Raw genomic sequence first — 19,293 nt, 5'->3', positions numbered from 1 at the left:
GGGGAAATCCACACGTTGCCCAGCGTTACCCAGTTGGACCTCAAGGCAGACCTCGCATCACCGGACAGCAGGAGGCGGATGGCCATGGAAGGCAGCTTCACCATGCCCCAGTTCACTCCCCAAGCCGAACCGCTCACCACCCGCATCCTGCTGGTGGACGACCACCCGTCGAACCTGCTCGCGCTGGAGGCCATCCTGGAACCGCTCGGTCAGCGGCTCGTCCAGGCCTCCTCGGGACAGGAAGCGCTGCGTCACCTGCTGCGCGAGGACTTCGCCGTCATCCTGCTGGATGTGCAGATGCCGGACATGGATGGCTTCGAGACGGCCCGGCTGATCCGCCAGCGGCAGCGCTCCCGCTACACGCCCATCATCTTCCTCACCGCCCACAGCCGCGAGGAGGCGGACCTGGTCCACGGCTACGAGCACGGCGCGGCGGACTACGTGGTGAAGCCCTTCAATCCGGATGTGCTGCGCTGGAAGGTGGAGGTCTTCGTGGCGCTGTACCTCCAGCAGCAGCGGCTCCACCGGCAGGAGTCCGCGCTCTGGCAGTTGGAGCGCCGGATGCTCGCCCGCCAGAGCGAGCTGCGCTTCCGCACGCTGGTGGACGCGCTGCCGCTGTTCGTCTGGGCCATGCTTCCGGACGGGGCCATCACCTACACCAACCGGTGCTGGCTGGAGTACGCGGGCCTCAGCCCCGAGCAGGGCCGGCAGTGGGACATGATCGACGGCGTCTTTCACCCCGAGGACTTGGAGCGGGCGCGCGACGCGCGGAACCGCGCGCACCGGACGGGGCAGCCCACGGAGGTGGAGTACCGGCTGCGGCGCAACCGGGACGGTGCCTACCGGTGGTTCCTGGGCCGCATGCTCCCGGAGTTGGAGGAGCCCGGCGTGCTCACCGGGTGGATCGTCACCGCCACGGACATTGACGACAGCCGGCGAGCCATCGAGGCGCTACGCGCGGCGGGCGAGGCCAAGGACGTCTTCCTCACCATGGCCGCGCACGAGCTGCGCACGCCCCTGCAGGCGGCGCGCAGCTTCGTCTATCTGGTGCGGCAGCGGGGCGGAGACGGCATGAACGGCGGGGTGGAGCGAGCGCTCCATGGGCTGGCTCGCAGCGTGGACCGGATGGCGAAGCTGGTGGAGAACCTGCTGGACGTGAGCAAGCTCCAACGGGGAGAGATGTATCTGGAGCCGAGCCGGGTGGACCTGGGTGAGCTGATCTCCGAGGTGGTCGAGCACCTCCAGCCCTTCCAGGAGGAGCGGCGCATCCAGCTGAAGGTTCCCGAGGGGCTGGTGCTGTCCGGGGACCGGGAGCGACTGGATCAGGTGTTCACGAACCTGCTCTCCAATGCTCTGCGCTACTCACCGGACGGCGGAGCCATCGTCGTGGAGGCCCGAGAGGAGGGGGAGCGCATCCACTTCACCGTCAGGGATCACGGGCTGGGCATTCCGCCCGAGAAGCTCCGCCACATCTTCGAGCGGTTCGGCCGGGCGCACGGCATCTCATATGGAGGCTTGGGGCTGGGGTTGACCATCACCCGTGGAATTGTCGAGCGCCATGGCGGGCGCATCTGGGCGGAGTCGAGCGGCCATCCGGGCGAGGGCAGCACCTTCCACGTGGTGCTCCCGAGGCAACTGGCGCACGCGGCTCTCCACGGGCAGCCGGAGCGCTCAGGCGAGGCCCGCGGCGGCTAGCGACGAGCAGGAGCTCATCGCCTCTCGTAGCGCCTGAACTCGTTGCGGTGCTTGATGAGGGCGGGACCCAGGCCGATCTCGGTGATCTTCTGATCGTCGGCGTTCCAGTAGATGATCATCTGTCGCGGTGTGTAGACGTAATGGCTCCCCATGAGATCTCCCATCGCCCAGTTCTCGTCGATGCGGCTCACCTTCCCGAAGCGGAGTGGGAACTCCTCGAGGCGGAGGGACTGGTAGGGGCGAAGCAAGGCCTCCTCGAGCAAGAAGCCCTCGACGATGGCGCGCCTCGTCAAGAACCGGGCTCCTGGCTTGCACAGCACTGAGCCGCCCTCGGCGGCGGTCAGCGCAAGCTGGAGGGTCTGCTCGAAGGTGCGCTCGACCTTCCGCCCATCCTCGAAGATAAAGGTGGTGGGCCGCTCCCCGCGAGACTCGACGACACCCGGTGGCATATGGAGCGTGCCGGCATTCTTCATGGTGTCGAGCGGGATTCGGCTCGCCGGGTCGCCGATTCGCACGCCCAGGAGCGTGAACTGGGTTGCCTTGAGGCCAGGGGTGAACAGGGCCTCCGGGTGGGTGGAGAGCTCGAGCTCAGGCGTAGGCTTCACCTGAGATTTGCGGCCCCGGGACGAAGTCTTAGCCGGTCTTTTTGGCACGCGCGCCCCGGGCCTTGGCATGAGCCTTGTCGAAGCCTTCGTAGAAGCGCACGGCTTGATCTCCCACGGCCTGGACGTGCTGGTTGTTCAGGTAGGCGGTGATGGGGGCAGCCACCAGCGGCATGGCCCGGCCCAGCGTGGGCAACCCACCCTTGACCAGCAGCTTCGCGGCCAGCCCGCCGAGCACCTTGGGACTCGAGCGCTGCAGGGGCCCCAGGCCATTGGCGTAGCCGAACAGATCCAACAGCTCGCCCCGCGCCCGATCGCTCTTGAGGTTCACCTTGTAGAGCGTGGCCAGATCCACCAGGAGGATGATCTGCAGCCACGACATGAAGACCATGTCCGCGGGCACGGAGATGAGACCGAACACGCCGCTCACCCCGCCCGCCATGCCGGCCAGGGCCTTCTTTCCCTCGATGAGGTGCTGGGCCAGCTCCTTCGGTTGGGCCGAGGGGAAGCGCTTCTCCAGGTCAGCGACTCGCACGCGCGAGCGGGCGATCTCCTGCAGCACCAGGTCGGAGAGCTTGGCACCCGCCAGCTTCTTCAAATCGGCGGGGGACGGGGGCTTGAGCGCCTGGAGGCGCGCGACGAAGGAGTCGTAGAAGGCCATGTCTCTTAATAACCCCGCTCGGCGAGGTAGAGGTCCACCAGGGCGCCCTCCTCATACCAGGCGTGTCGCATCTCGGACTTGAACCAGCGCGAGTCCGGCTTGGCGCCGCGGATCTCCAGCTTCACCCCGTTGGGGCCGGTGTCGATGACGGCCGCGCGGGCCTTGCACGCGGGCCCTGGCTCATCGCCGTAGCCGCCGTCGAGGCACACCTCGTCCCCCACGGAGAGCCGGCGGGTGTACTCGGTGCCCAGGTAGCGGGCATCGTCACAGGACGAGCGCAGCGAGGACTTGCCGTGGGCGGCGCAGCGATCTGCCTTGGGCGCCTTGATGAACGGGACGTTGGAACCAAAGAGGGTGTCCTCGTCCTGGGGATCGGGTCGGGTCTCGATGCGAGAGCAGCCCACCATCGCGAGCATCAGGCCGCTCACCACCCACATCCGCTTCATCGTGTTGTTCCTCCGGGGGCTCGTGCCCCCACATCGCTCGGGGAAGCCCCGAGCATGGCAGAGCGCGAGCCGGAGGGTAAAGCGCACCCGTTCTCGAAGGGCGCGGTCAGCGCTTGAAGTTGAGCAGCTGGCCGATGTTGATGGGCAGGTTCTGGGTGCCCGAGGTGACGTGGGCGTTCCAGGTGACCTGGGCGTTGCCCGAGCGCAGCGCCGTGGCGGCGGAGGCGGCGCGGGCGAAGTTGATCTGCAGCGGGAGCGTCACCTGCCGGGTGCCCTTGCCATCCAGCGCGCCCAGGTTGCCGGTGGAGAGGGTGCCCACGCTGGCGCCGGCCACCTTGAGGTCTCCCGCGAGCCCGGCGATGGGGAGCGGGAAGCTGTTGCGGTTGGTGATGTTGAGGGGGAACTCCACCGTGGCGCTGGTGAGGGAGATGTTGCTGATGCGCGGCGCCTCGAACTGGACGTTGGGAAGCTTGGGGATCTCGAAGGTTCCCTCGGTCTCGAGGGGGAAGGAGAGCACGCCGATGGGAGTGTCGATGCCCACGCTGCCCTGGGCCTTGTAGGCGGCCGCGTCCTTGGTGAGGAAGGTCTCCACGACGGGGACGATGTCCGCGAACTTCACGTTGGCGGGGAAGACGAGCTCGCTGCTGTCCCTCGCCTTGAGCTGGAGGCCCTTGCTGGGGCTGCCGGCGACAACTTGCTTGCCCTCGACGAAGAAGGCGTAGTCCACCTTGGCGAGCGACAGGCCGAAGGAGTTGGGGTTCTCCACCTGGTAGACGAGGTCCACGGTGGCATCCGAGAGCGAGGCGTTGGACAGGCGGGCCGTCTTGAAGGTGACGCGCGGCTTCTTGAAGAGCTTCTTGAGCGTGGCGCAGCCGGTGAGGGTGGCGAGCGACAGGACCAGGAGGACAAGGAACGTTCGTTTCGTTCGTTTCATGGTGAGCAAGGGCTTAGCACGAGGTGCGGTCAGCGGCCTGGGGTGGTAAGTCCCGGTGGGTTTCGGGACTCATGGAGGATGCGCGTGTCGGGAGATACTTCCAACCTGGATCCACTCCAGGTGCGGAGAGGGCAGAGGGGCTCGGGGCTCGCGGTGCTGCTGATTGCGGGGGTGGCGCTTGCCAGCGCTTGCAGCCGCAGCGGCGGGCAACAGGCTGAACGGCGAGTGAACCTGAGCTCGTGCCGGGTGGAGGGCATCGAGTACCAGACTCTTTGCGGCACATACGAAGTCTTCGAGGATCGGGTGGCGAAGCAGGGGCGGAAGGTGCCGCTGCGGGTGGTGGTGGTGCCGGCGCTGGCGGCCACGGCCGAGCCGGATCCGCTGGTGTTGCTGGCGGGGGGGCCGGGGCAGGCGGCCACGGAGGTGCCGGTCCTGAAGTTGGTGGATCGGCTGCACCGGAACCGGGACATCGTGCTGGTGGACCAGCGAGGGACGGGGGCGTCCAACCCGTTGGCGTGCCACCCGGATTTGGTGGGCGAGGGGCTGGCGGCGAAGTTCGACGACGCGTACCGGGAGGATGTCTTCAAGAAGTGCCTTGCGGGGTACGACGCGGATCCACGGCTGTACACCACGCCCATCGCGATGGATGACCTGGACGAGGTCCGGGCGGCGCTGGGCTACGAGAAGCTGAACCTGTGGGGCATCTCTTACGGGACGCGGGCGGCGCTGGTGTACCTGAGACAGCATCCGGAGCACGTGCGCACGGTGGTGTTGGATGGGGTGGCGCCGATGGGGTTGTACCTGCCGCTGGACATGCCTCGGGATGGGCAGCGGGCGTTGGACATGCTGTTCGAGCACTGCGCGCAGGACGCGAGCTGTGCCAAGGCGTTCCCCGAGCTGCGTTCCCGGGTGCAGGCGATGGTGGAGCAGATGGGGAAGGCTCCGGTGAAGGTAAGCGTGCAGCATCCGCTGACGGGAGTGCCGGAGGAGATCACCCTGTCTCGGAGCGCGTTCCTGCAGATGGTGTTCGGGCAGTTGTACATGCCGGAGATCGCGACGCTGGTGCCGCTGATGCTGGATCGGGCGACAAAGGGGGATTGGACACCGTTCGTGGCGCTGAGCCAGGGGGTGTCGGGCGGGATGAGCGACGCGATCAGCCACGGGATGTTCTTCTCGGTGGTGTGCGCGGAGGACGCGCCCTTCATCACCGATGAGGCGATTGACCGCGAGGCGGCGGGGACGTGGTTCGGCGGGCAGATGGTCCGCAACATGCTGGAGCCGTGCAAGGTGTGGCCGCGAGGCACGGTGCCGGAGGGCTATCGGAATCCGGTGGTGTCCTCGGTGCCCACGTTGTTGCTGTCCGGCGAGCTGGATCCGGTGACGCCGCCCTCGTGGGGAGAAGAGGCGAAGAAGACGCTGTCGAACAGCATGCACGTGGTGGTGCCCGGGGTGGGGCACAACACGATGGTGCTGGGGTGTGTGCAGGCGTTGATGGCGGACTTCGTGACGAAGGGGAGTCTCGAAGGGTTGAAGCCCGGGTGCAGCACGGACCTGACGCGCCCTCCCTTCTTCATCTCGTTCGCGGGCCCGGTACCTTGATTGGGAGCACTCGATGATTGAAGTGCGCAACCTTCACAAGCGCTTCGGTGCGGTGACGGCGGTGGAGGATGTGTCCTTCGCCGCCGCGGACGGCGTCGTCACGGGGCTGCTCGGCCCCAACGGCGCCGGCAAGACGACCACGCTGCGGATGCTCTACACCCTCGTCAAGCCAGACCGTGGCGCGGCTCTCGTCGATGGCATCGACGCCGCCGAGCGCCCCATGGACGTGCGCCGAGCCATTGGTGTGCTGCCGGACGCTCGTGGCCTCTACCCCCGCCTCACCGCCCGCGAGCACGCCCGCTATGCCGGAGAACTCCACGGTCTGTCTGGTGCGGCGCTCGACAAGCGCGTGGACGAGCTGATCGCCCTGCTGGACATGAAGGACATCGCCAACCGCCGCGCCGAAGGCTTCAGCCAGGGCGAGCGCATGAAGGTGGCCCTGGCCCGTGCCCTCGTGCACAACCCGCGCAACGTGCTGCTCGACGAGCCCACCAACGGGCTGGACGTCATGAGCACCCGTGCGGTGCGCACCCTCATTCGCCGCCTCAAGGAGCAGGGCCACTGCGTCCTCTTCTCCAGCCACGTCATGCAGGAGGTGGCCGCGCTGTGCGATCGCATCGTCGTCATCGCCCGAGGCCGCGTCGTGGCCGAGGGCAGCCCGGACGAGCTGCGCACTCGCACCGGCAAGGAGAGCCTCGAGGAAGCCTTCGTGTCCGTCATCGGCACTGATCAGGGGTTGATGCAATGAGGAGGCTCATCGCCACCGTCTTCCGCAAGGAGATGAAGGACCACCTGAGAGACAGACGCTCCGTGATGAGCGCGCTCGCGGGTCCGCTCATCGGCCCGGTCATCTTCGCCGTCATGTTCACGCTGATGGCCTCGTGGTTCCGTGAAGGCAAGCTGCTGGAGATCTCTGTTATCGGGCGCGAGCACGCTCCCAGCCTCATGTCCTTTCTTCAGCGTCATGGCGCCATCCTCAAGGACACACCCCCGGATTACGAGGCGCTCATCCAGGCCGGCGAGCTGGACGCCGTGCTCATCATCCCCGAGGACTACGGCAAGGACTTCACCTCGGGGCACACCGCTTCGGTGCAACTGGTGGTGGACAACTCGCGCAACCAGGCCCGCTCCACCGTCCAGCGCCTGAACTCCCTGCTCCAGGGCTACTCCGGCATGCTGGGAGCCCAGCGGCTCTTCGCCCGAGGCGTCTCGCCCGAGCTGGCCACGCCTGTGCGCGTGGACGAGGTGGATCTCGCCACCCCCGAGCGCATGGCCGCCAACATCCTCAACATGATCCCCATCTTCCTCGTCTTCGCCGCCTTCATGGGCGGGATGAACGTGGCCATCGACGCCATGGCCGGAGAGCGGGAGCGCGGTTCGCTCGAGCCCCTGCTCATCAATCCCGTGCACCGCGGCGCGGTGGTGGTCGGCAAGTGGCTCACCACCGTGGTGCTCGCATGGGTGGCCATCGGCGTGTGCCTCACGGCCTTCCTCCTGGCCGCCAGCCACGTACCCCTTCAGGACCTGGGCGTGAAGGCGCGCTTCGACGTGACGGCGGTGCTCGGCATGCTCGCCACCGTGGTGCCGCTCGCGTTGGTGGCCTCGGCCGGACAGATGCTCGTGTCCACCTACGCGCGCTCCTTCAAGGAAGCACAGACATACATCCAATTGCTGCTGCTCCTGCCCATGGTGCCCGGCATGCTGCTGGCTGTCTCTCCCATCCAGAGCCAGACCTGGATGTATGTGATTCCCATCTTCAGCCAACAACTCCTGGTGGGTGAGGTGATGCGAGGCCAGGCCGTCGGCCCGCTGCCGTTCCTCCTCGGAGCGCTGGGGTGCATCGCGGCGGCGGCCTTGTGCCTGATGCTCACCACGCGGCTGCTGAGCCAGGAGCGCATCATCTTCGGCCGTTCGTGACGCGCTGCTTCCAACGTGAGGGGTTGTCTTTGCAGGTCGGGACTTTTACTCCAAGTCAATTTGGTGTGAGTCTTCAGGCCATGCAGAAAAGAGCGAGCCCGTTGACTCCGCCCCCGTTGGGGGTCGAGCCCATGACGCGCGCGATTCTCTTCGAAGGCCTGTTCGTGCACGGGTTGCCGCGCAACGAGGCCTTTGAGGCGGACATGCGTGAAGCGGGGTTCGATCGAGATGATCTGCTGCCGCAGTACCCGCTGGCCTTGTTCCGCCAGTGCCTGGATCTCGCCTGCCGCCACTTCTACCCGGGGATGACGGTGGAGGAGGGACGGCGCCGGCTGGGCCAGCACTTCGCGCAGGGCTTCTCGCAGACGGTGCTGGGCCGGGTGGTGTCGGTGAGCCTGCCGCTGCTGGGGCCCGCGCGCTTCCTCAAGAAGTTCCCGGAGCACCTGCGGTTCGACTCTTCTCCCATCCTCGTGAACGCCGTGCAGGTGTCGGAGCGCCAGTTCCGCATGGAGTTCCGCACGGGCGTGGGCCTGTCGCCCTTCTTCCTCCGAGGCCTGCTCGAGGAGGGCCTTCGGATGACGCGCGTCACTCCGAACGTCCGCGTGACACAGAGCGCGCCCATCAGTTTCGATCTGCACATCACCTGGTAGTCCTTGGGGGCTGCTCTGTCCGGGATCGATCCTCCATGCACGGGTTTCGTGGCGTGCGGGCGGGTAACTCTCCACAATGAGGGGGATGACACCCGAGCGAGAGATGCCGCTGCCCCCTGTGCCGAACTCCATCGCCACGAGCCAGGGGGAGCCACGCTTCGGCAAGTACCAGGGTGAGCTGCCCGAAGTGGATCTCGGCCGGCTCCAGGGGCGCTGGGCGCTGGCGAAGGCGGCTCGGCTGCTGAAGCGCAAGCGCTGGCTCTACACGTTCGCGGCCACTCCCGAGGTGGCGGCCATCTTCGCGGTGGTGGACCTGGGCTACACCTCGAGCGCCTTTGCCATCGCGGTGGACCTGCAGGAGCGGCGGCCCCTGTGCGACGTGAGCTTCCTGGGGGCGCCTGGGCCATTGGTGGAGGTAAGCGATCGGCCAGGCGCCGGGCTGACCGCTTCCTTCCGGACGCTGGGAGGCCGACTGTCGGCTCGGCGGGGCGAGGAGGACGAGCGCTACCAGTTGGAGGTGGACGTCAGCCGTGTGCGGACGGGGAGCCTCCAGTCCTTCCAGTGGCGGGGGGAATTGCTGGTGGCGGGCGGGCCTCCCGCGCTCACGCTGATTGCGCCGGTGGAGCAGGACGGGCTGGTGAACGTGACGCAGAAGCGCGGAGGGCTGCTGGCGTTGGGCAGCCTGGAGGCCGGTGGGAAGCGCTTCCGAATGGATGGAGGCGTGGGCGGGCTGGACTACACGCAGGGCTACCTGGCGCGGCACACCTCGTGGCGCTGGGCCTTCGCGGCGGGCCGGCTGGCGGATGGGACTCCGGTGGGGTTCAACTTCGCGGAGGGCTTCAACGAGAGCGCGGGCCACAACGAGAACGGGCTGTGGGTGGGAGACAGGCTCTACCCGCTGCCGCCCGCGCGCTTCGAGTACGATCCGAAGGAGTTGCTGGATCCGTGGCGGGTAACGACGGCGGATGGCTCGGTGGATCTGCGTTTCAAGCCCATCTACGTGCACCGGGATGAGAAGGACCTGCGGCTGGTGGTGAGCCACTTCGCGCAGCCGGTGGGGCTCTTCGAGGGCACGGTGCGCGCTGCGGGCCGTACGTACACGCTGGTCAGCTTGCCCGGAGTCACCGAGGAGCAGGACATGCTCTGGTGAGCCTCGCGGCGCGTCAGGCGCCGAGGTGGCTGCACGGGGGCATACTCCTTGGGTGGGCTGGGGGTGGGGATGGGCCCTGGCTAGGCTCCCGGGTCGATCGTGTCCTCACTCGAACCTGGCACTGTGATTGGCCGGTATCGTGTCTCCCGCCTCATTGCTCAGGGCGGCATGGCGGAGGTCTATCGAGCGGAGCAGTCGCTGGTGGGGGACATCTCGCGGCCGGTGGCGCTCAAGATCATCCGGTCGGAGTACTCGGGGTCCGCGGACTTCCGGGAGATGTTCCTGGATGAGGTGCGCACGGCCTGCACGCTGAGCCACCCCAACATCGTTCACTTCTACGAGGTGGGAGAGGTGGACGGACTCCTTTATATGGCGATGGAGTTGGTGCCGGGCGTGTCCCTGTCCACGGTGTCGCGGACGCTGCTTTCGCGCGGCGAGCGGCTCACGGATGAGGGGCTGCTGGCGGTGGGCATCCTCACTTGCGCCGCGTTGGAGGCAGCGCATGCGAACGGGGGGCTGGTCCACCGGGATGTGTCGCCGCAGAACATCCTGCTGGCACCCAACGGGACACTGAAGCTCATCGACTTTGGCATCGCGAAGGCCGCCACCAACCGCAACCTCACGCACGTTGGAACGACGAAGGGCAAGGCGGGCTACTTCTCTCCGGAGCAGGCGATGGGGCGCAGGCTGGACGGGCGCAGTGACCTGTTCTCGCTGGGCGTGACGTTGTACCAGCTCGCGTCGGGAGCGACGCCGCTGGAAGCCAACAGCCATGTCTCCGAGCGTCACGCGTGGCTGGTGAAGGGCAGGTGGGCTCCGTTGGAGCGAGTGTGTCCCGGGCTGCCGAGAGGGTTCTATGTCGTGGTGGGGCGGGCACTGCAGGTGCGTCCCGAGGACCGTTACCCCGACGCAGCGGCCATGCGCGAGGAGCTGGAGGCGGTGGCACTGGGAACGGGGCTGTTGGCGGGGCCGTCCTCGCTCGCGGGCTATGTGCAGGAACAGTCCGGTAGCTTCTGCGTGACTCCGGCTGGCACGAAGCGGCCGAGGGCTTCGTTCGCCCAAGGGTCCAGCGAGTCATCGCGGGCGCGGTTGCCGATGGCGCTCTCTTTTACGAAGGCGGGAGCTGCCCTGGGGGTGGTGACAACCTTGGGACTCGTGGCCGCCGGGCTGGCCGCATGGAGACTCGCACGCGATCCGAAGGTGGCACAGCCTTCTCCGTCCACGGAGACGGTGGGTTCTGTGAAGCCCCCGAGCTCTTCGCAACCACCATCAGCGGCTGTCGTGACCGCCGAGTCGCCATCAGGGGCGACGGTAACCACGAACTCCGAGACAAGACCTGGAGCGGACAGTGGTCCCTCCGGCGGTGAAGAGGAGTTGGTGGCTCCGCTGCCGACGAGCAGTGAACGACCGCGCAAAGAGAACCGTCGGTCCGTGGGAGCAGCGCCCGTGCTACCTCCGGCAGCGAAGGGCCAAGTGCCATAGTCGGCGGAGGTGTTCTTGGCTCAGGTTCCCAGCCCTGTCGGGCGGGAGCTGTACCAACTGGTATGCTGGTCATACCAGGTCGCAGCAGGCGCCGCCGACAGGGGCTCCCATCCCGGCTGGTACCCGCTGGCTTGGTTGCGCTTCGGGAACTTGTTGGTTCGTCGAGCCCATGCTCATTCCGGCTGCTTTGCATTCGCCTCTTCAAACTCTTTCAGGGTGCGGCCGTCATTGAGCTTCCAAGAGACACGCCCGTTGACAGAGTTTCCGCAAATGACGGCGGCAGCCGCAGTAGGGCTGGTAAACAGGACATCTTCCTTGAACAGGAACACCTCGCCTTGGGACTTCAGTTTTCCCGTCTCAACCAGCTCATTTCTGAGAAGGAAATGGCCATTCATCATGCTTGAGTTTGACTGCGCCATCGCAGTCGAGCCTTTGAAGACGACGAAGCCCTCATCGGTCACGGTCCCACGCGCCGCTGCCTTTTTGAAGTTGTAGGAGAACTCGAGAAGCTGTTCAGAGGGCTTCTCGGTCGAGTTCGTGGCCGTGAGAGGCTCGAGGAACCGGTGCCCTAATGCACCCATGAGTAGACGGACATGCCCGAAGAACTCCTCCATGGCATCCGTGTCGGCTCTGGGCAGACCTGTTCGGGGAGAGGGGTTCTTGTTGGTGACCTTGTAGCGCTTGGCGAGATTGGCTTGCTCGATCAGCCGACCTTCCAGATATCGGACATGGGCTTTGGTGAGGTTTTCGTCCTTGCTGGTGAACAGGATCACCTCTTGCCAGAACTCACGATCGAGATGCTCGTCAAGACGATCCAGGACACTCTCGGATTCGCCGATGTACACCTCACGAGAAGTCAGTTGTTCCGCGCCAATGAGGATGTAGATACCAGGGCGCCGTGTTTCTCGTTCCCAGCGTATGAGTTCGTTGATCCTCGGACGTGGACACAGCACGGCTTGGCCGGTCCAATTGACCACCTCTGCGTGCCGGATGCCTGTGACTTCTCCACCGTCTAGGTAGATTCGGATGCTTCGTCCGAGGCCCATGAGGAACCTCCTATTGCGTGCTTCAAAACGGACATGGCGGATGGCATCCGCCGAGCCATTTACGGATTGCTTCCCTCTTTGCCGAAGGAGCGCAGCAGCTTGACGAGTTCGGAGACAACCTCCGGCTTCTGCTCGAGATCGGGGTTGGCCGGCATGATGTCCGACTTGCCCACGGCCATACCGCCTCCGAGGATCGTTTTGGCGATGCCCTCATCCGTGACGCTCTTCTGCCACTCGACGTCGTGGTAGTTGCGCGGCTTCGGGTTCAGCGCGGCGGAGGACGGTCCGTTGCCGCGTCCTTCGGGGCCGTGACACGGGACACAGCGCTGCGTGAAGACCGCGCGAGCCTCCTCGGCGGGGCTGGCGTACACCTTGGCGGGGGCAGCCACCGTGGGGACCTCGGCGGGCCCGGGGGCCGTCGTGTCCGCGCCCTGGGCAATCCAGGTGCCGAGCAGCTTCCGCTCCGGCTCGTTCATGGACGTCATGTTCCCCAGCGGCATCGTCTGAGTCTGCACGGCGCGCACGAAGACGCGCTCGGCGTGGGCTTTGATGCGCTCGGGCGTGTCGAGCATCACGCCCTGCGGCGGCGCGGTGAACGAGGAGTTGGTGGGTTTCTCGGCATGGCACGTCACACAGCGCGTCTGGACGATGGTCTGCGCCGTGGCGAACGAGACCTTGGGCCCGGCCGCGAGCGCGGGATCGATCGTGATCGACTTCGGGGCCGTCATCACCGCCACACCGACGAGCGCCAGCACCGTGCCACCGAGGACCACGGGGGGCGTGCGGGTGCGGAAGTTCATGATGTACTTCACGCCCGCGCCGGCCAGGAACAGGAGGGCGAGTACGGCCCACGGCTCCGGGTGTCCGTAGAGGACGGGGAAGTGGTTGGACACCATCGTGAACAGCACGGGCAGCGTCAGGTAGTGGTTGTGCGTGGAGCGCTGCTTGGCACGGACGCCGTAGGAGGTATCGACGGGGCGGCCTTCGCGCGTGGCGGCCAGCATGTGCTTCTGGGCCGGGATGATCCGGAAGAAGACATTGGACGCCATGATGGTGCCGAGCATGGCGCCCACCTGGAGGAAGGTGGCGCGGGCGCTGAAGACGTGGGTGATGCCGTACGCGGCGGCGGTGATGAGGACGAAGCCCACGGCACCGAACACGCGGTTGTTCCGGATGAGCGGGGTGCGGCACAGGACGTCGTAGACGACGACGCCCGCGGCGATGAGGCCAAAGCTGATGCCCACCGCCTGGAGGTGGGACAGGGGCGAGTTCGCGTCCGTGAGCATGGCACGGTCGCCGAGGTAGTAGACGATGATGAGCAGCAGGAAGCCGCTGATCCAGGTGGAGTACGATTCCCACTTGAACCAGTGGAGCTGGGGCGGCAGGGCCTGGAGGCTCTTGCGTTTGACGACCTCGTAGAAGCCGCCGCTGTGAGCCATCCACAGTTCGCCGACGACCTCCCCCTCAAGGGGACGGTCGGGCTTGCGCAGCTGGCTGTCCAGCCACATGAAGAGGAACGAGTCGCCGATCCACATGATGGCGGCGATCACGTGGGCCCAGCGGACGACGAGGTTCAGCCATTCCTGGACGACGGGGCTCATCAGATCTCGAAAGAAGGCGCGGCGGTGCGCGCAAGAGCGCAGTGCTGGGAAGTGACCATAGAGAACCCGCGCCCTCGGGACAACCCGGCCCGTGGGGCGAGCAGACGAGGGCCGGGGAGACGTCTAATCCGTGTGCCCCTCACCGGCGCTTTCAATCTGCTGGTGCAACCAGTCCAGGTACGCGTGCGTACTGGTGTACACGGACAGCACGAGCGGGGGGCCATGGGTCGATCGGGCGATGCCGACCAGTTCGAGAGCCCCCTTGCGTTCGCGGAAGCAAGGTCCACCGCTGTCGCCAGTAGTTGCATACGAGCCGCGTCCTCGGAGGAGTTCCGGTTTCTCTCCGCGGTAGCTGGGGGCTACCGCGAGCTGCGTACCTATATGGAAGGTCGAGCCGTCCTCCTTGATGGATGCGACCGTGTTCTCTCCATATCGCCGCACGGGGACGGTCAAGGCTTCGCCGAGGAGCGCAGGTCCATAGCCCACGAGGATGACCCTGTCCCTGATGGAGATGGGGGCTTCCGCCAGCTTCATGGGTAGGGCGGAACCCCGCAGCGCTTCTTCCAGGATGATCACCGCGAGATCCGCATTGCTGTATTCCGTGTTCGTTTCCCACCCAGCACTCGTCTCGATGTCCTTGTAGACGATTTGAAGGCCATCATGGGCGCGGACCCTTCCGGTGTAGGGACCGAGCATCACGGCAGGTGGATTGGAGGGACTCGTGCTGGACCCGCCCTGGGAGGCGTGACTGGGATCCTCGTAGCGGAGCAGTGTGACAGCGGCGGTCTTCGCGCAGGTCGACTTGTCAGTCAGCGTCGTGTCGCTTGCTTCAGGGGGAACTGGCTTGCGTACATCGCAGACACAATGCCCTGCCGTTAGAACCACACGCGGTGCAATGAGCACACCGCTGCACGTCCTGACCCGGGTGCCTTGTTTGGGGACGAAGAAGGTCGTGGAGACCACCACGGTGGACATGTAGCGGTTCAGGCTGTCGATCCAGCCGTCTGAGACGACGGGTCTCGTACTGCCGAGTTGCACCTCCGCAGACACATATTCCGGTGCGGTGCGTTCGGTAGGAGCGCTCGATGCGCAGCCGTCGCAGATGATGACGACCATCGAGTAGACGGATTTCAGGAGCCATGCGTTCCACGTTCGAAGCATCTGTGCACTCCACCTGCATGACGGTTGCTACGGAGGATGAGTGAAGTTCTGCTTCTCCGCGCGTTGAACCTCTCCGCGCAGCCAGTCCTGGTACGGGTACGTGCTCATGATGGCCTCGCCCTCGCCCAGGTTCCGGCTGGAAACTCCGACAAGGACGGTCCCTTTGGGGCTTTCCCTCAGACAAGGGCCTCCGCTATCCCCTCGATAATGGTGATTACCGGGTTGTTGGATGCGCATCCTTCCGCCCTGGGAAGGCAGCACTTCGATGACCTTGTTGATGCTGGAGCGGCGCTCTCCGTCATATGCGCGGGCTTCTTCGTCGTAGCCCGTGCCGACGATGACAATGGACTCGTTGAGCTGAACGTCTTTGTCGGCCAGAGGAATGGGGCGGAACTCCTTCTCCACGGAGGCAGCCAGGACAATGACCGCGAGATCCGCATGGCTGGAGACCACCTGACCTTGCGCATCCAGGATGACTCGCATCCCAGGATGAGGGCGGACGCTGCCCTGGTAGCTCGTTCTACGCCAGGCCACTTTTTCCTTCGTATCTTCGAAAGGGCCGTATTTCGTCGTGGAGACCGTCGCAGTCTTCGCGCATGCAGCGCCATCAATGATGTCCTGGGCTTCGCTGGAGCTGGTGGGAACCTTTCGGCGCTGGCAGACACAGTGCCCTGACGTCAGGATGATGCGGCGACCAATGATGGCTCCGCTGCAGAAGCCCTCCGGCTTCCCATCGAACTGGGCTTTGACCAGAACAGCCGACAGATAGCGGTTCGTTTCATCCACCTCGCCCGCGAGTGGCAACAGGTGGGTTACGAGGGGCTGGTCGATGACGGGCCCCAACTCCAGTTCGACGGTCTCCCAGCCACCATCGCGTTTCTCCTCGAGTGGCACAGGCATGTCGAGAGTATCTGCTTCTGGGGGAACGCTCGGTTCTGGCGACCTCGGGATCGAGGACACATAGGCGTCTGGTACTTGAGCTGGTGTGCGCTCCTTACACCCGTCACAAGCCAGCAGCAGGGCCAGGGTGGCGAGAGCTGGCCATGATCGTGAGCTACGGAAAGGGGACACCTGAAAGTTCCTCGGGGGACTTTGGACTCCTACCCAGCCGTCCCCGCCGCCTTGCGCCGGCCCTCGAGGATCTTCAAGAAGGAGCGGCTGCGCAGCTCCTCCAGAGACAGTCCCGTCGCCTGGGCCTCCTCCTCCGTGATGGCCCCGCAGGCGATGCCGCGCAGGAAGGAGTTCAGCAGACCCTGGCCCGTGGCCGCGTCGTCGAACACGTCCCCCAGCAGCGTCGCCTGGGCTGCCTTCTCCATGAAGCTCTTGAGCCGCCGTGAGGCCGCGTCCATTCCCTCCAGGAAGAACGCGTACACCGCCGCGTAGCGCACTGGTAGCTGCGCCGGATGCAGATCCCACCCCTGGTAGTAGCCAAGCTCCAGCGAGTGCCGAGTGTGCTCGTACGCCAGCCGCCACGCCCGGTGCACCACCTCGCGGTTCTCCTTCTTCTTCGCCGCCGTGAGCGCGCGCGTGCCCTCCTTCTTATGCGGGCCCACAGGCATCACGTTGGTCGCCCCGTCCGAGAGCGCCACCCCCGTGCCCGCCAGTGACACCTGCATCACATGTCGAGCGAAGTCGCACGCCGCATGCGTCATGCTCTGGTTCGCTGCCGTGATGTTGAGCGAGGCCGTGTAGTCATACACGCCCAGGTGCGCTCCCACGCACCGACCCTCCGCCGCCGCCACCAGCGTCGGCAGCGCCAGCCGCCCCTGTGCATCGAAGAGGGATTGCGGCGTCTCCACCATCAGCTCCAGCTTCAGCGCTCCCGCTGGCAGCTTTCCATCCTGCTCCAGCACCTCCAGCATGCGCACCAGCGCCGTCACCTGCTCGGGAGTGGTGATCTTCGGCAGCGTGACGACGAAGTTCTCCGGCAGCTTGCCGCTCGTTCGCTCCAGCAGCGTCGTGACGAACAGCTCTAGCGTGCGCGCGGATCGCTCGAACAGCTCATCCGAGAGCGACTTGATCCGGATGCCGATGAACGGCGGCAGTGAGCCCTCCGCCATTCCCCGTGCCACCTGCTCCGCCGTCCCCACCGCGTGCCCGTCCTCCTCCGCATCCGGCCGGTTCCCGTATCCATCCTCGAAGTCGATGCGGAAGTCCTCCACCGCTTCGCGCTCAAGCTTGGCCACCACGCTCTCATACACCCGCTTCGCGAAGCCTCCCCGCTGTGGCAGCTCCAGGCATCCAGCGAGCGTCTTCGCATCCGGCGCGTACTCGCGGAACGTGGCCAGCGCCACCTGTCCCATCTTCCGCGCCGTCTCCGCCTTGAAGAGCTGGGCACCGCCGTACACGGTATGCACTGGCTGCCGTCGCGGAGACTCGCCCGGATAGGCCCGCGTGTACGCCTGGTTGGACTTCGTCAGCGCCGCTCGAGCGGCGGAGATACGGGAGGAGAGCTTCGCTGTCATAAGGAGTGAGACTCAGCTACCACGGTACGTGGAGTAGCCGAAGGGGCTCAGCAACAGCGGCACGTGGTAGTGCTCGCCCGCGGAGTGGATCTCGAACACCACCGAGACGTACGGGTAGAAGCCCCGCACCGAGTGGGCGCTGAAGTACGCCGCCGTGTCGAACGTCATCCGGTAGATGCCCGGCTCCAGGTTCGTGCCCGCGGGCAGGAAGTCCTTCACGCGGCCGTCCGAGTTCGTCGTCCCGCGAGCCAGCTCGCGCCAGCCGCCACCGCGCTCCTGGGCCTCCAGAAGGATGGGAACTCCGGCCGCCGGGCGGCCCCACTGTGTATCGAGGACGTGAGTGGAAAGGGTACTCATGGCGAGGTGAGAAGCTTCTCCAACCGAAGGCGGGTGATCTGCGCCTGCTCTCCCGCCGCGATGCGCAGCTCCAGCGCCGGCGGGTTGTTCATGCGCTCGCGCAGATGGTCCAACATCTCCTGGGCACTCTTGCCCGTGGCGCAGATGAGGAAGATGAAGCCGAAGCGCGCCTCGTAGTCGCGGTTGCCATCCGCCAGCGCCTGGATGACGTCCTCGCCAGCCCCCTGCACGCCCTTCTGCTCCTGCTCGGACCAGGCGCCGGTGGCCTTGAAGCGCTCGCGCAGCTTGGAGACATCCCCCACGCGCGGGTGGTGGGAGATGGCCTCCTTCCAGTCATCCGGCCCCGTCTGGGACCAGAGCCACCCGGCCTCCGCGTACACGGCGGAGATGTCCTTGAAGGGCCGGGCCCGGGCCATGGCGTCCGCCCAGCGGGTGGAGCCGCAACAGCGCATGAACTCCGCCTTGGCCTCGTCATAGGGCAGGCTGTTGAGCGATTCGAGCTTGTTCACGCAGGACGCCCGTGCACACGGAGCCGGCTGATGCCGCCATCCGGGAAGATGTTGAGCCGCACGTGGGTGAACGGCCCCGCGGCGCGCAATTCCGACTCGTAGAAGTGCCGGTGGTGCGCCTGCAGCTTCGTGCGAGGGAGGATCTCCTGCCACGCGATGTCCTTCGCGTTGGCGAAGTCGAGGATGTCCTCCTTCAGGTAGCACCCCTCCAGCGAGCACATGTCCGGGTAGTTGCCCTTGAAGTGGTTGGTATCCACCTCGACTTTGTGCACCGTGCCCGGCATGGCCAGCTTGACGACGATCCAGTCGAAGCCCGGCACGCGCTTGCGCCGCGTCTCCCAGCCCTCGCCCATGGTGGTGGCCCGGCCCGGGAGGATGAGGTTGTCCTTGGGCCCGAAGAACGCGTCATTCGTCGTCACGACGATGCCGCCGTTCTCCGCCGCCGCCAGGTCCACCAGCTCCGCCGAGCGCAGCTTCGCCGGATCCGGCTTCACCACCCCGTGCACGCGGAAGCGCGCCACGCCGCCATCCGGGTAGATGTTCAGCCGCACGTGCGTCCACCGCCGCTCGCTGGCGACGGGCAGGTAGTTCTGCGTGCCGCCCACCAGCTTCGTCTTCGGGACGATCTCCGTCCACGCCGCGCTCGTGAGGGACTCGGGCGTGGGCGTGCCCTGCACCTCCAGCCCGTCCACCGAGGCGTACTCAGGGAAGTTGCCCAGGAAGTGGTTGGTGTCCACGTTCACGCCGCGGATGACGCCCGGCAGCCCCAACTGGAGGATGCACCAGTCGTAGCCCGGCACGCGCTTGCGCCGCGTCTCCCAGCCATCCATCCACTTGCCGAACTCGGTGTACTTGTCCGGGATGAAGACGCCACGCCCGGGCTTGAGCAGGTTCTCCTTGGGCGCGAAGAATTCATCATTGGCGATCAGGGCCAGGCCACCCACCTTCTCGGCGGCCAGATCGATGAGCTCGGCGAAGGCGACACGCACCTTGCCTTCCTCGGGGGTCTGCATGCGGG

19 protein-coding genes are annotated in these 19,293 nt (G+C 66.1%); 7 read left to right on the top strand and 12 right to left on the bottom strand.

The window, feature by feature from the left end; genetic code table 11:
* The first annotated feature begins 84 nt into the window (after positions 1 to 84).
* Entirely contained in the window at positions 85 to 1,695 is a 1,611-nt protein-coding gene (epsF, locus tag KY501_RS09610) for a response regulator EpsF (protein ID WP_224362396.1), read from the top strand.
* A gap of 14 nt (positions 1,696 to 1,709) precedes the next feature.
* Here the strand turns inward: epsF and KY501_RS09605 are convergent, their stop codons facing one another.
* The 4 genes from KY501_RS09605 to KY501_RS09590 form a co-directional block, all read right to left on the bottom strand.
* A complete protein-coding gene (locus KY501_RS09605) occupies positions 1,710 to 2,300 on the bottom strand; it encodes a hypothetical protein (RefSeq protein ID WP_224362395.1) in 591 nt (196 codons plus the stop codon).
* Between the two features lie 28 nt (positions 2,301 to 2,328).
* Positions 2,329 to 2,958, bottom strand: a complete 630-nt coding sequence (locus KY501_RS09600; RefSeq protein ID WP_224362394.1) for an EcsC family protein — start codon at positions 2,956 to 2,958, stop codon at positions 2,329 to 2,331.
* Positions 2,959 to 2,963: 5 nt separating this feature from the next.
* Positions 2,964 to 3,404 carry a hypothetical protein gene (locus KY501_RS09595; protein ID WP_224362393.1) on the bottom strand — a complete coding sequence of 147 codons (441 nt, stop codon included), beginning with the start codon at positions 3,402 to 3,404 and terminating at the stop codon, positions 2,964 to 2,966.
* Positions 3,405 to 3,510: 106 nt separating this feature from the next.
* Entirely contained in the window at positions 3,511 to 4,338 is an 828-nt protein-coding gene (locus KY501_RS09590) for an LEA/WHy family protein (RefSeq protein ID WP_224362392.1), read from the bottom strand.
* 153 nt (positions 4,339 to 4,491) lie between these two features.
* Here KY501_RS09590 and KY501_RS09585 point away from each other — a divergent pair, with 153 nt between their 5' ends.
* The 6 genes from KY501_RS09585 (at position 4,492) to KY501_RS09560 (ending at position 11,136) form a co-directional block, all read left to right on the top strand.
* Positions 4,492 to 5,937: an alpha/beta hydrolase gene (locus tag KY501_RS09585; RefSeq protein WP_373691585.1), complete on the top strand. Its 1,446-nt coding sequence runs from the start codon at positions 4,492 to 4,494 to the stop codon at positions 5,935 to 5,937.
* 13 nt (positions 5,938 to 5,950) lie between these two features.
* Positions 5,951 to 6,685 carry an ABC transporter ATP-binding protein gene (locus KY501_RS09580; protein ID WP_224362390.1) on the top strand — a complete coding sequence of 245 codons (735 nt, stop codon included), beginning with the start codon at positions 5,951 to 5,953 and terminating at the stop codon, positions 6,683 to 6,685.
* A complete protein-coding gene (locus KY501_RS09575; protein ID WP_224362389.1) occupies positions 6,682 to 7,854 on the top strand; it encodes an ABC transporter permease in 1,173 nt (390 codons plus the stop codon). Before KY501_RS09580 ends, KY501_RS09575 begins: the two co-directional genes overlap by 4 nt.
* 131 nt (positions 7,855 to 7,985) lie before the next feature.
* Positions 7,986 to 8,504: a DUF2378 family protein gene (locus KY501_RS09570; RefSeq protein WP_224362388.1), complete on the top strand. Its 519-nt coding sequence runs from the start codon at positions 7,986 to 7,988 to the stop codon at positions 8,502 to 8,504.
* Positions 8,505 to 8,589: 85 nt separating this feature from the next.
* The gene (locus KY501_RS09565) at positions 8,590 to 9,654 is read left to right on the top strand and encodes a DUF2804 domain-containing protein (protein ID WP_224362387.1); all 1,065 of its coding nucleotides are present in this window, start codon (positions 8,590 to 8,592) and stop codon (positions 9,652 to 9,654) included.
* A gap of 99 nt (positions 9,655 to 9,753) precedes the next feature.
* The gene (locus tag KY501_RS09560) at positions 9,754 to 11,136 is read left to right on the top strand and encodes a serine/threonine protein kinase (protein WP_224362386.1); all 1,383 of its coding nucleotides are present in this window, start codon (positions 9,754 to 9,756) and stop codon (positions 11,134 to 11,136) included.
* A 173-nt stretch (positions 11,137 to 11,309) separates the two neighbouring features.
* Here KY501_RS09560 and KY501_RS09555 read toward each other — a convergent pair whose 3' ends face one another.
* The 8 genes from KY501_RS09555 to alc form a co-directional block, all read right to left on the bottom strand.
* Entirely contained in the window at positions 11,310 to 12,182 is an 873-nt protein-coding gene (locus KY501_RS09555; protein WP_224362385.1) for a GIY-YIG nuclease family protein, read from the bottom strand.
* 59 nt (positions 12,183 to 12,241) lie between these two features.
* Positions 12,242 to 13,783 carry a urate hydroxylase PuuD gene (locus KY501_RS09550; protein WP_224362384.1) on the bottom strand — a complete coding sequence of 514 codons (1,542 nt, stop codon included), beginning with the start codon at positions 13,781 to 13,783 and terminating at the stop codon, positions 12,242 to 12,244.
* Between the two features lie 123 nt (positions 13,784 to 13,906).
* Positions 13,907 to 14,944 (bottom strand): trypsin-like serine protease, encoded by a 1,038-nt coding sequence (locus tag KY501_RS09545; RefSeq protein WP_224362383.1) that lies wholly within the window; start codon positions 14,942 to 14,944, stop codon positions 13,907 to 13,909.
* Positions 14,945 to 14,971: 27 nt separating this feature from the next.
* Positions 14,972 to 15,844 (bottom strand): trypsin-like serine protease, encoded by an 873-nt coding sequence (locus KY501_RS09540; RefSeq protein WP_224362382.1) that lies wholly within the window; start codon positions 15,842 to 15,844, stop codon positions 14,972 to 14,974.
* 200 nt (positions 15,845 to 16,044) lie between these two features.
* Positions 16,045 to 17,409, bottom strand: a complete 1,365-nt coding sequence (locus KY501_RS09535; protein WP_224362381.1) for a DUF6986 family protein — start codon at positions 17,407 to 17,409, stop codon at positions 16,045 to 16,047.
* Between the two features lie 12 nt (positions 17,410 to 17,421).
* A complete protein-coding gene (uraH, locus tag KY501_RS09530) occupies positions 17,422 to 17,766 on the bottom strand; it encodes a hydroxyisourate hydrolase (RefSeq protein ID WP_224362380.1) in 345 nt (114 codons plus the stop codon).
* A complete protein-coding gene (gene uraD / locus KY501_RS09525) occupies positions 17,763 to 18,275 on the bottom strand; it encodes a 2-oxo-4-hydroxy-4-carboxy-5-ureidoimidazoline decarboxylase (RefSeq protein ID WP_224362379.1) in 513 nt (170 codons plus the stop codon). Before uraD ends, uraH begins: the two co-directional genes overlap by 4 nt.
* Positions 18,272 to 19,288 (bottom strand): allantoicase, encoded by a 1,017-nt coding sequence (alc, locus tag KY501_RS09520; RefSeq protein ID WP_224362378.1) that lies wholly within the window; start codon positions 19,286 to 19,288, stop codon positions 18,272 to 18,274. Before alc ends, uraD begins: the two co-directional genes overlap by 4 nt.
* Positions 19,289 to 19,293: the final 5 nt, after the last annotated feature.

Source organism: Hyalangium versicolor, from assembly GCF_020103695.1.
Classification (GTDB): Bacteria; Myxococcota; Myxococcia; order Myxococcales; family Myxococcaceae; genus Hyalangium; species Hyalangium versicolor.
Note: the sequence above shows the minus strand (reverse complement) of the source record. Positions and strands in the feature narration are given on the sequence as shown.

Coding starts and splice junctions, on each gene's coding strand:
- epsF (WP_224362396.1), top strand. CDS start 85: ATGGAAGGCAGCTTCACCATGCCCCAGTTCACTCCCCAAGCCGAACCG.
- KY501_RS09600 (WP_224362394.1), bottom strand. CDS start 2,958: ATGGCCTTCTACGACTCCTTCGTCGCGCGCCTCCAGGCGCTCAAGCCC.
- KY501_RS09595 (WP_224362393.1), bottom strand. CDS start 3,404: ATGAAGCGGATGTGGGTGGTGAGCGGCCTGATGCTCGCGATGGTGGGC.
- KY501_RS09590 (WP_224362392.1), bottom strand. CDS start 4,338: ATGAAACGAACGAAACGAACGTTCCTTGTCCTCCTGGTCCTGTCGCTC.
- KY501_RS09580 (WP_224362390.1), top strand. CDS start 5,951: ATGATTGAAGTGCGCAACCTTCACAAGCGCTTCGGTGCGGTGACGGCG.
- KY501_RS09575 (WP_224362389.1), top strand. CDS start 6,682: ATGAGGAGGCTCATCGCCACCGTCTTCCGCAAGGAGATGAAGGACCAC.
- KY501_RS09570 (WP_224362388.1), top strand. CDS start 7,986: ATGACGCGCGCGATTCTCTTCGAAGGCCTGTTCGTGCACGGGTTGCCG.
- KY501_RS09565 (WP_224362387.1), top strand. CDS start 8,590: ATGACACCCGAGCGAGAGATGCCGCTGCCCCCTGTGCCGAACTCCATC.
- KY501_RS09555 (WP_224362385.1), bottom strand. CDS start 12,182: ATGGGCCTCGGACGAAGCATCCGAATCTACCTAGACGGTGGAGAAGTC.
- KY501_RS09550 (WP_224362384.1), bottom strand. CDS start 13,783: ATGAGCCCCGTCGTCCAGGAATGGCTGAACCTCGTCGTCCGCTGGGCC.
- KY501_RS09545 (WP_224362383.1), bottom strand. CDS start 14,944: ATGCTTCGAACGTGGAACGCATGGCTCCTGAAATCCGTCTACTCGATG.
- KY501_RS09540 (WP_224362382.1), bottom strand. CDS start 15,844: ATGCCTGTGCCACTCGAGGAGAAACGCGATGGTGGCTGGGAGACCGTC.
- KY501_RS09535 (WP_224362381.1), bottom strand. CDS start 17,409: ATGACAGCGAAGCTCTCCTCCCGTATCTCCGCCGCTCGAGCGGCGCTG.
- uraH (WP_224362380.1), bottom strand. CDS start 17,766: ATGAGTACCCTTTCCACTCACGTCCTCGATACACAGTGGGGCCGCCCG.
- alc (WP_224362378.1), bottom strand. CDS start 19,288: ATGCAGACCCCCGAGGAAGGCAAGGTGCGTGTCGCCTTCGCCGAGCTC.